The sequence below is a fragment of the Streptomyces sp. MI02-7b genome, assembly GCF_033793585.1.
Taxonomy (GTDB): Bacteria; Actinomycetota; Actinomycetes; order Streptomycetales; family Streptomycetaceae; genus Actinacidiphila.
Window position 1 is genome coordinate 66,332 of sequence record NZ_JARAWX010000022.1, and the last position, 12,590, is coordinate 78,921.

Genomic DNA, 12,590 nt, shown 5'->3' on the forward strand with positions numbered 1-12,590 from the left:
CCCCCCATTCCCTCTCCGTGCCCCGAACCGAGCCCGAAGGCGGAGTGGTTCGTCAGCATCATTCGGACGGCGTCGACAGGCTCAGTCGGCGGTAGTCGCGGGCCGGTGACTTCCTGTCAAGGATAACCGCCCCGTTGGGGAAGGCACCGTCGGTGGAGCAGGTCCGAGCGGGTCTACTGCGGCCCGTGATGCACCAGCCTGGGCAGGCGGCGGGCGGGATCCGGCGTGCTCGTCGCAGCGGCGCGGACACGGCTGTCGTCAGAGTCTCCGGGATGGTTCGGCAGTGCCGTGCGACGGCCCGGGCATGTGCGGGACCGGCAAGCGGGTCCGGCCTGCTCCCTGCCGGTCCTGATGCTCCTGCCGACGCGCCTCATCCACGGACGACTTGTCCGTGGATAAGTGCGACCTTCATCCGGTCGCCGGTCCTCGCCACGCTTGACAGGTCGAACAAAGGGAGGCCGACGTGGACGTGGCGCTACTGGCAGAGCTTCTCCGGGCACGAAGGGAGAAGCTGCGGCCGGAGGACGTCGGGCTGCCTTGTGGTCCCCGACGCCGCACCGGTGGACTGCTGCGCGAGGAGGTGGCCGCACTGGCCGGTATCTCGGTCGACCACTACAGCAGGATCGAGCAACAGCAGGGCCCGGCACCGTCCGAAGAGGTGCTGGCCGCGCTCGCCCGCGGGTTGCGGCTCACTCAGAGCGAGCGGGACCAGCTCTTCGACCTGGGAGGGCACTCCGCACCGCGCTGGGCCCTGCGGGAGAACCACGTCAGTCCCGCCATGATGCGCATCGTCGAACGGCTATCGGACACACCCGCCTTGGTGATGTCGCGCTTCGGCGAGACGCTGCTGCAGACCCGGCCGGCAATCGCCCTGTTGGGTGACTGCTCCCGCTTCAGTGGACTGCCGCGCTACCTGGTCTACCGGTGGTTCACCGATCCGGCGCAGCGTGCCGTCCACCCCGCCGAGGACCATGAACTGCTCAGCAGGATCCTGACCGGGCAGCTCCGCGCTGCCCACACGGCGGACCCCGCCGGCAGGGCGGGCGAGATCGTGGCGGCCCTGCTGGAGGACTGCCCCGAATTCGCCGACGTCTGGCTCCGGTGGCGCGAGGTGAACGTCGCCCACCGCGACGGGATCAGACGCTACCGGCATCCGGAGCTGGGCGAGTTGCGACTGTACTGCCGGCGTCTGGTCGATCCGGAACAGACCCAGGAACTGCTGATCCTCTCCGCCCCTCCGGGCTCACCGACCTACGAGAAGCTCCAACTCCTTTCCGCCGTGGGCGCTCCGGCCGTTACTCCGACCGGCACGCTCCAGCAAAGCCGTTGCTCCGAAGCCTCAGCAGACGAGTCACGGGTGCTTCGACCCAACACCTGGAATCAACCGAAAAGCAGGGATGTCTCATGAAGGCAGTGCGTTTCCACGAACACGGTGACCCCGATGTCCTCCGCTACGAGGATGTCGAACAGCCCGTACCCGGGGCGGGGCGAGTCCTCATCCGGGTCGCCGCGACGTCGTTCAACCCCGTCGACGGGAACATCCGGGCCGGCCTCATGCAGGGTCCCATCCCGGTGACGCTGCCCCACACTCCCGGAATCGACGTGGCCGGCACGGTCGAATCGCTGGGCGCGGGTGTGAACGGCGTGAGGGCCGGTGACCAGGTGGTCGGCTTCCTGCCGATGACGGAGGACGGCGCGGCCGCGCAGTACGTGGTGGCTCCGGCGGAGATCCTGGCACCGGCCCCTCGCAGCATCCCGCTTCCTGATGCTGCCGCGCTTCCGCTGGTGGGCCTCACCGCGTGGCAGGCCCTGTTCGACCACGCCAAGCTGACGTCCGGTCAGCGAGTGCTGATCAACGGTGCCGGCGGGGCCGTGGGCGGCTACGCCGTGCAACTCGCCAAGAGCGCCGGCGCACAGGTGATCGCCACGGCCGGACCGCGCAGCAGCGAACGCGTCAAGGCTGCAGGTGCCGACGAGATCGTCGACCACACCACCACCAGACTGAGCGCGGCGGTGACCGAACCCGTCGACGTCGTGCTCAACCTCGCGCCCGTCGAACCGGCGAAGCTCGCCGCGTTGGCCGAACTGGTCCGTCCGGGTGGTGTCGTCGTGAACACCACGGTGTGGATGCCCGCACCCAGCGACGAGAAACGCGGGGTCAACGGCATCGACGTCTACGTACGCAGCGACGCCGAACAGCTGGCGCATCTGGTCGCTTTGATCGACAGCGGCGAACTGCGCGTCGACGTGGCCCAGCATGTGCAGCTGCGCGAGCTGCCGGCACTCCACGCCCGAGCCGCTACCGGGGCGCTGTCAGGCAAGTCCATCGTCGTTCCGCCCGCCGCCTGACACCTCTCCCTCACCAGATCCATTCGCACCATCGGAGGAAACAACCATGTCACTCGACCTCGATCCCGAGATCGCCGAAGCGCTGGCCCCTATGGCCGAGGAGGGGGTCACGCCGCCGGGGGTCGGCGACGTCGTGGGCCGCCGTGCCATGTGGGAGCCGATCATCGGTGCGGCAGGAACGGCGCAGCCGATCCCGGACGACGTCAGGACGACCGACTACCACGCGACGGCGGACGACGGTGCGCAGATCAGGCTGCGCTGGTACGTCAAGGACGGCGCCGAACCCGGACCTGCCGTGCTGTTCTTCCACGGCGGCGGCTACATATTCGGCCACATCGACCTCTTCGATGGGCCCGTCTCGCGCTACGTGTCCGCCAGTGGCGTGCCGATGCTGTCGGTCGAGTACCGCCGTGCGCCCGAGCACCCCTTCCCGACACCGCTCGAAGACGCCTACGCCTCGCTGCGCTGGCTGCACGATCACGCCGCCGAACTGGGGGTCGACCCGGACCGGGTGGCGGTCATGGGCGACAGCGCCGGAGGCGGCATGGCCGCGGCACTGACGATCCTGGCACGTGAACGCGGCGGCCCGGGGATCGCCCGCCAGATCCTCATCATGCCGATGCTCGACGACCGTACCGTCACGCCCGATCCGCACATCGCGCCGTACGCGCTGTGGTCGTACGAGGACAGCCTCACCGCGTGGCCGGCACTGCTCGGCGACGCCGCCGGCGGCGTCGACGTCCCGCCCACGGCGGCTCCGGCCCGGCTGGAAGACGCGACCGGCCTGCCACCTGCCTACATCGAAGTCGGTCAGATCGACGTCTTCCGCGACGAGGACATGGCCTACGCGACGAAGCTCAGCCGCGCCGGAGTACCGGTCGAATTCCACCTCCACCCCGGCGCTCCCCACGAGTTCGACTCCATTGCCTTCACCTCCGATGTCGCTCGCCGCGCCATCGCCGACCGCATCAGGGTGCTCACCTCGCTCTGATCCGACATCGGGGCGTTCACTCGCCCCGCGGGGACGAAGCGTATGCGGCCGGGGGCAAGGGCCTCGGCCGCATGCGGGCACAGCGCGTCCACCCGTTTTCGGCACAGACACGACCGAGATCAGACCGATCCGTCCGGGTCCTTCGAGGTCATGGACTGTGCGGGACCGGCGAAGCGCCGCAATGTTGCCGATGGAAAGACACTGGCCCATCCGCATGTCCAACACGTCATCGAGGGTGACCGGCATGAAGCGGGCGCCGAGTTCTCCGGCCACCGCGCGGGCCAGGAAGGTTTTCCCGCAGCCGGGAGGACCGTAGAGCAGCAGACCGCCACGCAGGCTCTTCCCGTACAGCCGGCGCAGCTCAGGGTTACGCATCGGCGCGAGGAACGCCGCCTCCGGACGCTGTTTGACCTCGGCCATCCCGCCGACGTCGGTCAGACGCAAGCCGGTTGCCTCCACTTCCCAGGCAGAGGTGACCGCCCCGTGCCCCGCCTCCTCGCCGACGAATCGCGGGGGGACAAGACCGGACAGTTCCTGCTCGGCGGCACGCCAGTCGAAGCCTGAACCGGTTCGGCCGGGCGGCTGCCCGGACGGGGTGGCCGCGGCCCCGCCGGTGACAGCCCGGCTCATCAACGCACGGGCCTCCGGGTGGGCGGGATCCCTTTGCAGCACGGCGGCGCCTCGGTGACGGCTTCGTTGCTCTGCCCTGCGTCGAGCAGCAGTCGGGCAAGGTGGAGGCGCAGCGGCAGGTCGTCCGGTGCTGCGGTAACGGCAGCCCGCAGGCTGCGTACCAGAGGTGTCTCGTCGGCCACGCTGCCACTCCCTACGGGGCAGCAGCCCCCGTCGGCATGGACGACAGGTGTCCGCCACCGTAGGGGAGCTTCGGAGGCGGGATGCTCGAGTCGTCAACCCGGGGCAGAGGGCGACGTCATGGCGGAGGCGGACCGGCGATGGCGGGCTGGCAACCCGCGGGGCGGTCCCGGTCTATACATCCACCACACCCTGGGCCTGCTTGACGACTTCCATCGCGTGGGTCTCGTGGACATCACCGAGGCCGGCGACGGCATGCGATGGCTGACCGTCCCGGAGGGGCTCCACGGGCGCTTGAGGTCGCGCTGGTCGGAGAGCGAAGAGGCCGACTGGCACGGACAGCTCGTACACAACGCCTTCGTGCTGCTGAAACCCGGTGACCCGTGGTGGGCTCTGCCCGCCGGCGCCGGGTACTGGTGGCGGCATCTGGTGTGGCACATGCGGTACTGCGACCCGGCTCAGGCCACCGGACTCGTGAGGTCCCCGGATTGGCAGATCGCGAAGATCCGGCGGTACGGCGTGCGGAGCCTTCTGGCCGATCTGGCCCTGGTCGACTCCCCGGAGTCCCGGGCCACCGCTTCAGTGATCAATGAGGTCATGAGCGGGGAGGAGGACGGCTCCCGACTGGATCCGGGGAAGCTGGCCGAGCTGCGACAAGCCCTGAGCCCTGCGCCGCTCCCGCGCGCGGGTGCGGACCACCACGCCGAACAGGAGGAGCCAGCCGGCGCCGGGCAGCACGGCACCCAGCCGCTGTCGTCGGTCCGTGGTGTGCTGCAACTTCCGCCGTCCACAGCCGACTTCGCTCTGGCACCGGACGGCACGTGGCTGGTGGCGGTCGGGCCCCAGGGGAACATCCATGTGTACGACCTGGAAGCCCAGGCCCTGCGACGGGTGATCCGTACCCAGTCCGACAGGGGTCCACTACTGCGCCGTCTCCCCGGACGGCAGTTTCATCATGACCAGCACGGTGGGTGAGAAGGCACGGGCCTGGGACGCGGTCAGCGGCGAGGAGAGGCTTCCCTTCAAGGTCGGTACCGTGGGTGAGTCCGTGTACGGTTCGGACGGCGAGTGGGTTGCCTACAACACCTTCACCGGCAGCTTCGTCTACCCGCTCACCAACGAGCGCCGGGGAACGAAGCCCCTGTCAAAGGATTTGTCGCGGCTGGCGCTCACCGCCGACGGATCGACTCTGGCCTCCCGTGGCCGCAGCCGTCAGATCCTGTTCTGGGACCCGCGTTCCGGCCGGATGCTCGCGGAGTTGCCCGACCAGCCGCACGAGATCCACCGGCTCGGTCTGGCCGGGGACGGCTCATGGATCGCTCTCGGTGACGTGTACAGCCTCCGAGTTCTGGAACTGCCCGGTAATCGTGAGCGCTTCACGCTGAAGCAGACGGGTACGTTTTTCACCACCACCGAGGACTGGCTGGCCGTGCCTGTGTCCGACCACGTGGAGATCCGGTCGACCCGCACTGGTGAGCTCCTGAACACCCTTGAGGCCCACACGGACATCGTTCTCGACTGCCGCATGTCACTCGACCGCAAACACCTCATGACCTTCGACCGCGGCGGCACACTCATCGTGTGGGACGCGGCAGCCATCAGCCCTTGACACTGCGTCTCCCCGCCTGACTGCCCGAACAGCGCGCCCAGGTCATATGCCGCGCCGAACCGGACCATCCGGGACTCCCGAGGCACTCGGCGTGCTGCGGCCGGGGGCCGCTGACACACGGTCATGCCAGCTGTCGCGGACGGCAGCGGACGCGGTGAGACCCGCCGGCGAGACGACGAGCGACACCGTCCACGCCGCCCCTTGCAAGGGCCGTCGCCGGGGGCACCGGACAGCCGGCCGCCGACTGGGCAGACCTGCGGGACGCTGAGGCCAGTGGCAGCGGTTCGTGACCGCTCGCGAGACGGCCGGCCGGGTCCTGGCGGAACCGCGCGGACGCGAGATGCTGCACGCCGAGCTCGGCCCGCCGGCGACGTCGGCGGGCCACCCGCATCTTCACACCCCCCAGCTGCATACGTGGTCGGCGTCTCGCCTCCTGGGCCCCGCTCCCGCCGCCGGAAAGATCACTTCATCGAACCGGTTCGCAGGAAGCTAGCACCCAGGGAATCTCGCAGCAATGCCTCTGACGCCAGCGATGTCAGCGAAGCCCGTGGAGCGTTGGGGTTGTCGTACTTTTTCTCGAGGTGTCGTTCCGGGTGTTGACAGCCGTCCGGCTTGTTCCTAACTTCACTTCACGCGAACCGGTTCGACGACCGGGCTGGTCTCTCGGACCGGTTCGAAGAAGGAGTTCTTCGTGAACATCGGTGAGATCGCCCGGCGGGCCGGTGTCTCGCGGAGCACCGTGTCCTACGCGCTGAGTGGCAAGCGCCCGGTCTCGGACGACACCCGCCGGAAGATCCAGCAGGTCATCGACGAGTTGGGCTACCGCCCGAACGCCAGTGCCCGCGCTCTGGCGAACGGCCGGACCAGCACGATCGGCCTGGTCTTCCCGCCGGCCGGCAACCACTACACCGGCATGCAGCTGGACTTCATCGGCAGCGTGGTCGAGGCTGCCGCGGCCCACGACTACGACGTGCTGCTGTCTCCCAGCGGCGTGGACAGCGACCGTTCCTTCCAGCGGCTGCTGGGGGAGCGGCGCGTCGACGGCACCATCCTCATGGAGATCAGGCTCGCGGACGACCGGGTCGACCACCTGGCCGAGCTGGGCTTCCCCTCCGTCTCCATCGGCCGCACCGCCAACCCGGAGGGCGGCTGGTGGGTGGGCCTGGACCACACCGTGCTGGTGGAGGCGTGCGTCCACCACTTGGCGGACCTCGGCCACCGCAGGGTCGCCTTCGTCAACCGTCCCGAGCAACTGATGAGGGCCGGATACGAGTCCGCGCACCGTGGTCTGGACGGCTTCACCAAGGCCGCCGCCGAACGCGGGCTGACCGTGCGGACGTACAACTGCGGGGACGACGCCGCCTCGGGGCAAGCGTGCCTGGAGCGGATCCTGCGGGACGACCCGGCCACCACGGGGCTGGTCACGCTGAACGAGGCCGCGCTCGGCGGCCTCTACCGGGGGCTCGCCCAGGCGGGCCGTCATGTTCCGCGCGATTTCTCCGTCACCGGGGTCGTCGCCGGCCGGTGGGCGGAGACGGTGACTCCGCAGCTCACCGCCGCCAACGTACCGGCGGAGGAGATGGGCCGTCTCGCCGTCGACCTCCTCGTCGAGCGGCTGGACGACCCCGGCGCCCCGGCCCGGAGCCACCTGCTCGCACCACCGATCTCCCTGCGGGCCAGCACCGGTCCCGTCCTTGGCACCTCCTGAGTCCGAAAGCCCCGGCCTCCCGACTCCACCACACTCCCGACGACGACCCACGGGCACACCGCCCACCACGACTCACGGGCAGCTCGTTCCAGCGCACCGAGCACCCGCATCCTTCACAGACGCCTTCAGCGTGCTCCGGCCTTCCCCCGTCACCCCTGTCACGGCACACCCGTGCTCACAAGCAAAGGACCTGCCATGCACAGCACCTCCAGACAACGCCGTCTGACCGCCGTGGCCCTGACCATCCTGGCCGTGCACGTCAGCGCCACCGCCTGCTCCTCCGGCTCGGGCAGCTCCGGATCGAAGGACGCCGCCGGCGGCACCTACACGGTCTGGGACCCGTACCCGCAGTTCGCCAAAGACTCGGACTGGGCGAAGCTGCTGGACCAGTGCGGTACCAAGGCAGGCGTCAAGATCAAGCGGACGGCCTTCGACACCAGCGACCTGGCCAACAAGACCCTGCTGGCGGCCCAGCAGGACAACTCCCCGGACATCCTCATCGTCGACAATCCGGTGGTGTCGACCCTCGCCGAGGCGGGTGTGCTCACCACGACCGACGACAACAAGCTGGACACCTCCAAGACCGATGCCAACCTGCTCGCGGCCGGCCAGTCCGGCGGCAAGACCTACGGCACACCGATCGGCGCCAACACCCTGGCCCTCTACTACAACAAAGAGGTGCTGAGGAAGGCCGGCGTGGACGCCTCCTCGGTCAAGGACTGGGAGTCGCTGACGGCGGCGCTGGCGAAGGTCAAGAAGGCGGGCAAGAAGGGCATCACCTTCTCGGCGATCGGCACCGAGGAGGGCAGCTTCCAGTTCCTGCCGTGGTTCTGGGGCTCGGGCGCGAAGCTCACCGCACTCGACTCCGCGCAGGGCGTCACCGCACTGTCCCTGTGGAAGGGCTGGCTCGACAACGGCTACGCTCCGAACTCGGTGCTCAACAACACCCAGACCACCAGCTGGCAGGAGTTCGCCAGCGGTGACTACGCCTTCGGCGAGAACGGTACCTGGCAGCTCGCCAACGCCAAGAAGGCCGGCTTCGACTACGGAGTGATTCCCATCCCCGCTGCCGAGGGCGGCAACGCCGCGGCCCCCACCGGTGGCGAGTTCGTGACCATCCCGGTCCAGAACGACTCTGCCCGCTACGGCACATCCCAGAAGCTGGTCACTTGCCTGACCAGTGGAGATTCCCTCTACAAAACCGACACCACGCTGTCCTACGTGGCCCCCACCAGCGAAGTCCAGGACAAGCAGGTGGCCGCAAACGCCGACCTGAAGCCGTGGGCCGACGCGGTCCGGGCGGCCAGGGGCCGTACCAGCGACAACCTGGGCACCAAGTACCCGAAGATCTCCGAGCAGATGTGGAAGGCCGTCCAGGCCGCTCTCAGCGGCTCCAAGTCGCCCAAGGCTGCGCTGTCCGAGGCGCAGTCGGCCGTCAAGTAACCAGGGATTCGCGGTCCGCAGATGAACGACACGAAGCAGCTCTCGGACCGCCGGTCCGCGCTCGACCGGGTCGAGGCGGTCGCCGCCTCGACCCGGACCGCGCGAGAACGGCGCCGTCCGGCCTCCCCGCAATGGGCAGCCTGGGGCTTCCTCGCCCCGGTCACCCTCTATCTCGCCCTCTTCTACGCCTATCCGCTCTTCCGCAACCTCGACCTGAGTCTGCGCGACTACACCGTCCGCTCCTTCGTCCAGGGCGACGCGCCGTTCACGGGCCTGGCGAACTACCGTAAGGTCTTCGACGACCCGGTCTTCGCGCCGGCCCTGCTGCACACCGCGGTCTTCACCGCCGTATGCCTGGTCTTCCAGTACGCCATCGGGCTCGCCCTCGCGGTCTTCTTCAACCAGAACTTCCGGCTCTCGGCCACGCTCCGGGCCCTGTTCCTGGTCCCCTGGCTGCTGCCGCTGATCGTCTCCTCCTCCACCTGGTCGTGGATGCTCAACAGCGACTCGGGCGTGGTCAACGCCGTTCTGCACGCCGTCGGCATCGGGCCGGTGAACTGGCTGACCTCGCCGTCCTGGTCACTCACCTCGGTGATCATCGCGAACATCTGGATCGGCGTCCCCTTCAATCTCGTGGTGCTCTACAGCGGTCTGCAATCCATCCCCGGATCACTGCACGAGGCCGCCGCCCTCGACGGCGCGAACGCCTGGCAGCGCTTCTGGCGCATCACCTTCCCGCTGCTGCGGCCGGTCTCCGCCATCACGCTGCTGCTGGGCCTCGTCTACACCCTCAAGGTCTTCGACATCATCTGGATCATGACCAAGGGCGGCCCAGCGGACTCGTCGACCACCTTCGCCACCTGGTCCTACCAGCTCGGTTTCGGCAATCTCCTGCCGGCCTTCGGCCCGGGTGCGGCCGTCGGCAACCTGCTCGTGGTCGCCGCTCTGGTGTTCGGCCTGATCTACGTCCGCGTCCAGCGAAAGCAGGCGCTGTCATGAAAGCGGACGCTGTCACGAAGACAGGCTGGAAGACGGCCGTCGGCCTGCTGCTGACCGGGATCATGCTCTTCCCGGTCTACTGGATGATCAACGTGTCCCTCACCCGCGACCAGGACATGCGCAAGAGCCCGCCGGACCTGTTCCCCACCCACGGCACCCTGGCCGGCTACCGCACCGTCCTCAACGAGCAGTTGCCCTACCTCGGCACCAGCCTCGTGGTCGCCCTCGGTACCGTCGTGCTGACCGTGGCCCTGGCCGCGCCCGCCGGCTACGCCCTGGCCAAGCTGCGCCCACGCGGCGGCGGCCTGCTGAGCTTCGTCCTGCTGGCCGCCCAGATGATCCCCGGGATCATCATGGCGATGGGCTTCTACGCCGTCTACCTCCAGCTCGGCCTGCTCCAGTCCGTGCCCGGGCTGATCGTCGCCGACTCCACTCTGGCCGTCCCCTTCGCGGTGCTGATCTTCACCGCCTTCATGTCGGGCATACCAGGCGAGCTGCTCCAGGCCGCGCAGATGGACGGAGCGAGGGCCCTGCGGACCTTCTGGTCGATCATCCTGCCGATGAGCCGCAACGCCGTCGTCACGGTCTCGCTGTTCGCCTTCCTGTGGTCCTGGTCCGACTTCGTCTTCGCCAACACCCTGGTCAACGGCGGCGCCCAAGAGCCGATCACCCTCGGCATCTACCACTACATCGGCAACAACAACCAGGAGTGGAACGCCATCATGGCCACCGCCGTCGTGGCGTCATTGCCCGCCGCGGTCATTCTCGTCCTCGCCCAGCGCTATGTGGCGGCCGGTGTGACCACCGGCGCCGTCAAGGACTGAGTCCCCCGACCTGCCACGCCGACCGGCGCCCTCCCGCGCCGGCCGGCCGGAACCCCCTGACCGAGAAACGAGTCACACCACATGACCGCCGCACTGTCCGGCCCGGCATTCTCCGTCCACGACATCCCGTTCAGCGCGTACGGGTCCTGGTTCGACATCTCGCCCGTGATCGCGGAGAAGACGTACGCCGAGGACCTCCACCTCGTCTCGCACCAGAACGGCATGCACGGTGTCCTGCGCCTGGTCCCCCTGGACCCGGTGGGAGGCGGGCGGGCCGAGACCCGCGTCGAGGCGATACCGGGCCTGCTCAGCTGGGTGGGCGAGAGCGGGCGCGTCGAGCTCGCCTATGAGGCCCCGGACGCCGTACGCCTTCGGGGAAGCGGCCTGGACTTCGGTGTCCTCGCCGCCGTACGGACCCTCACACCGTTCAGCGGAACGTACTTCTTCCACGACCCGGCCGCGAACGCGCACGTGTTCACCTCGTACGAGACCGGCCGCCGCTACCGGGTCACCGTGCTGTCCGGCACCCTCGCGGACGCGCCCGGAGACCAGGCCCTGGGCAGTAGCGATCGCGGTGTCACCGTGACAGCGGAGGCGGACGGCGGCTGGGAGGTCGCGGTCGAGGAACTCGACACCGCTCGCCCACCCTACGCATCCGCGGCATCGTTCGACGACATCGCGTCGGCCGCGAGGGGGGCGTTCGCGGCCTTCGCGGACGCGGTGGCGCCCTGGCGTTCGGAAGCCACCCCTGCCGCCGAACTCGCAGCCTACGTCGTCTGGTCGGCGACCGTGGCGGCGAAGGGCCTGGTCACCAGGCCGGGCGTGCTGATGTCCAAGCACTGGATGGACAAGGTCTGGAGCTGGGACCACTGCTTCAACGCCCTCGCCCTCGCGCCGGGTGCGCCAGAGCTGGCCTGGGACCAGTTCCACCTGCCCTTCGACCACCAGGATGAGAGCGGCGCCCTCCCGGACTCGGTCACCCACTCCGAAGTCCTCTACAACTTCGTCAAGCCGCCCATCCACGGCTGGGCCTTCGGCCACCTGCGGCGCAGTCTGCCAACCCCCCTGGGCCGGGCCGAACTGACCGAGGCGTACGAGCGCCTGGAGCGCTGGACCGGCTTCTGGCTCACCGTGCGGCGTGCGCCCGGCGCCGAACTGCCCTACTACCAGCACGGCAACGACAGCGGGTGGGACAACGCCACTACCTTCGACCCCGGGCGTGTGGTCGTCACCGCGGACCTCGCCGCCTTTCTCGTCCTTCAACTCCGCGAACTCGGATCATTGGCAAGAGAGTTGAACAGACCGGACGAGGCGAGCCGATGGGTCGGGGTAGCCGAGGAAATCCAGGCGGCGCTGCTCGACCAGCTCTGGACCGGAGAGAGGTTCATCGCGCGCTCGGCCGGTACCGGGCAGACCTGGAGCAGCGCCAGTCTCCTCGACCTGATGCCCATCGCGCTGGGCGAACACCTGCCCGCCGAGGTCACCAGCGCGCTGGCCGACCACATCAAGGCCCACCTGACCCCGTACGGCCTCGCCACCGAGCTGACCACCTCCCCGCACTATTCGGCCGACGGCTACTGGCGCGGCCCGATCTGGGCCCCCGCCACCGTTCTCATCGAGGACGGCCTGCGCCGCGCCGGTCACCTCCGGCTGGCGGACGACATCAGCGCCCGCTTCCGCGCCCTGTGTGAGACCCACGGGTTCGCTGAGAACTTCGACGCCCTGACGGGCACGGGACTGCGCGACCGGGCCTACACGTGGACCGCGAGCAGCTACCTCCTCCTCGCCCGTGACCACCAGCTCCGCCTTGCGGGCACCGGGACCGAAAACACCGTCGCCTGACCCGCGGGCGCGGCC

At 69.0% G+C, this 12,590-nt stretch carries 10 protein-coding genes and 1 pseudogene; 10 read left to right on the forward strand and 1 reads right to left on the reverse strand.

What is annotated here, in order from left to right; genetic code table 11:
• Positions 1-463 precede the first annotated feature (463 nt).
• Genes PV364_RS30560 through PV364_RS30570 form a run of 3 tightly spaced genes read left to right on the forward strand, consistent with a single transcriptional unit; the run spans position 464 to position 3,340 of the window.
• Positions 464-1,408 (forward strand): helix-turn-helix transcriptional regulator, encoded by a 945-nt coding sequence (locus PV364_RS30560; protein WP_319663692.1) that lies wholly within the window; start codon positions 464-466, stop codon positions 1,406-1,408.
• Entirely contained in the window at positions 1,405-2,349 is a 945-nt protein-coding gene (locus PV364_RS30565) for an NADP-dependent oxidoreductase (protein WP_319663693.1), read from the forward strand. Before PV364_RS30560 ends, PV364_RS30565 begins: the two co-directional genes overlap by 4 nt.
• 46 nt (positions 2,350-2,395) lie before the next feature.
• Entirely contained in the window at positions 2,396-3,340 is a 945-nt protein-coding gene (locus PV364_RS30570; protein ID WP_319663694.1) for an alpha/beta hydrolase, read from the forward strand.
• 204 nt (positions 3,341-3,544) lie between these two features.
• Here the strand turns inward: PV364_RS30570 and PV364_RS30575 are convergent.
• Positions 3,545-4,152 (reverse strand): annotated as a pseudogene (locus tag PV364_RS30575) (tetratricopeptide repeat protein); the annotation flags it as partial.
• Between the two features lie 118 nt (positions 4,153-4,270).
• Here PV364_RS30575 and PV364_RS30580 point away from each other — a divergent pair.
• From PV364_RS30580 to PV364_RS30610, 7 genes are all read left to right on the forward strand, one after another.
• The gene (locus PV364_RS30580; RefSeq protein ID WP_319663695.1) at positions 4,271-5,125 is read left to right on the forward strand and encodes a hypothetical protein; all 855 of its coding nucleotides are present in this window, start codon (positions 4,271-4,273) and stop codon (positions 5,123-5,125) included.
• On the forward strand, positions 5,106-5,759 hold the full coding sequence (locus PV364_RS30585) for a hypothetical protein (RefSeq protein WP_319663696.1): 654 nt from the start codon (positions 5,106-5,108) through the stop codon (positions 5,757-5,759). The genes PV364_RS30580 and PV364_RS30585 overlap by 20 nt, the downstream gene beginning before the upstream one ends.
• A 691-nt stretch (positions 5,760-6,450) precedes the next feature.
• Complete coding sequence (locus tag PV364_RS30590) at positions 6,451-7,467, forward strand: LacI family DNA-binding transcriptional regulator (protein ID WP_319663698.1); 1,017 nt, start codon at positions 6,451-6,453, stop codon at positions 7,465-7,467.
• A gap of 195 nt (positions 7,468-7,662) precedes the next feature.
• Positions 7,663-8,910 carry an extracellular solute-binding protein gene (locus tag PV364_RS30595; RefSeq protein ID WP_319663699.1) on the forward strand — a complete coding sequence of 416 codons (1,248 nt, stop codon included), beginning with the start codon at positions 7,663-7,665 and terminating at the stop codon, positions 8,908-8,910.
• Positions 8,911-8,931: 21 nt separating this feature from the next.
• Complete coding sequence (locus PV364_RS30600) at positions 8,932-9,909, forward strand: sugar ABC transporter permease (RefSeq protein WP_319663700.1); 978 nt, start codon at positions 8,932-8,934, stop codon at positions 9,907-9,909.
• On the forward strand, positions 9,906-10,733 hold the full coding sequence (locus PV364_RS30605; protein WP_319663701.1) for a carbohydrate ABC transporter permease: 828 nt from the start codon (positions 9,906-9,908) through the stop codon (positions 10,731-10,733). Before PV364_RS30600 ends, PV364_RS30605 begins: the two co-directional genes overlap by 4 nt.
• Before the next feature lie 81 nt (positions 10,734-10,814).
• Positions 10,815-12,575, forward strand: coding sequence for an MGH1-like glycoside hydrolase domain-containing protein (locus PV364_RS30610; protein ID WP_319663702.1), 1,761 nt, complete (start codon positions 10,815-10,817; stop codon positions 12,573-12,575).
• Positions 12,576-12,590: the final 15 nt, after the last annotated feature.

Excerpts from the sequence above, each read along its gene's own strand:
- PV364_RS30565 (WP_319663693.1), top strand. The coding sequence starts at position 1,405 with ATGAAGGCAGTGCGTTTCCACGAACACGGTGACCCCGATGTCCTCCGC.
- PV364_RS30570 (WP_319663694.1), top strand. The coding sequence starts at position 2,396 with ATGTCACTCGACCTCGATCCCGAGATCGCCGAAGCGCTGGCCCCTATG.
- PV364_RS30580 (WP_319663695.1), top strand. The coding sequence starts at position 4,271 with ATGGCGGAGGCGGACCGGCGATGGCGGGCTGGCAACCCGCGGGGCGGT.
- PV364_RS30585 (WP_319663696.1), top strand. The coding sequence starts at position 5,106 with ATGACCAGCACGGTGGGTGAGAAGGCACGGGCCTGGGACGCGGTCAGC.
- PV364_RS30595 (WP_319663699.1), top strand. The coding sequence starts at position 7,663 with ATGCACAGCACCTCCAGACAACGCCGTCTGACCGCCGTGGCCCTGACC.
- PV364_RS30600 (WP_319663700.1), top strand. The coding sequence starts at position 8,932 with ATGAACGACACGAAGCAGCTCTCGGACCGCCGGTCCGCGCTCGACCGG.
- PV364_RS30605 (WP_319663701.1), top strand. The coding sequence starts at position 9,906 with ATGAAAGCGGACGCTGTCACGAAGACAGGCTGGAAGACGGCCGTCGGC.
- PV364_RS30610 (WP_319663702.1), top strand. The coding sequence starts at position 10,815 with ATGACCGCCGCACTGTCCGGCCCGGCATTCTCCGTCCACGACATCCCG.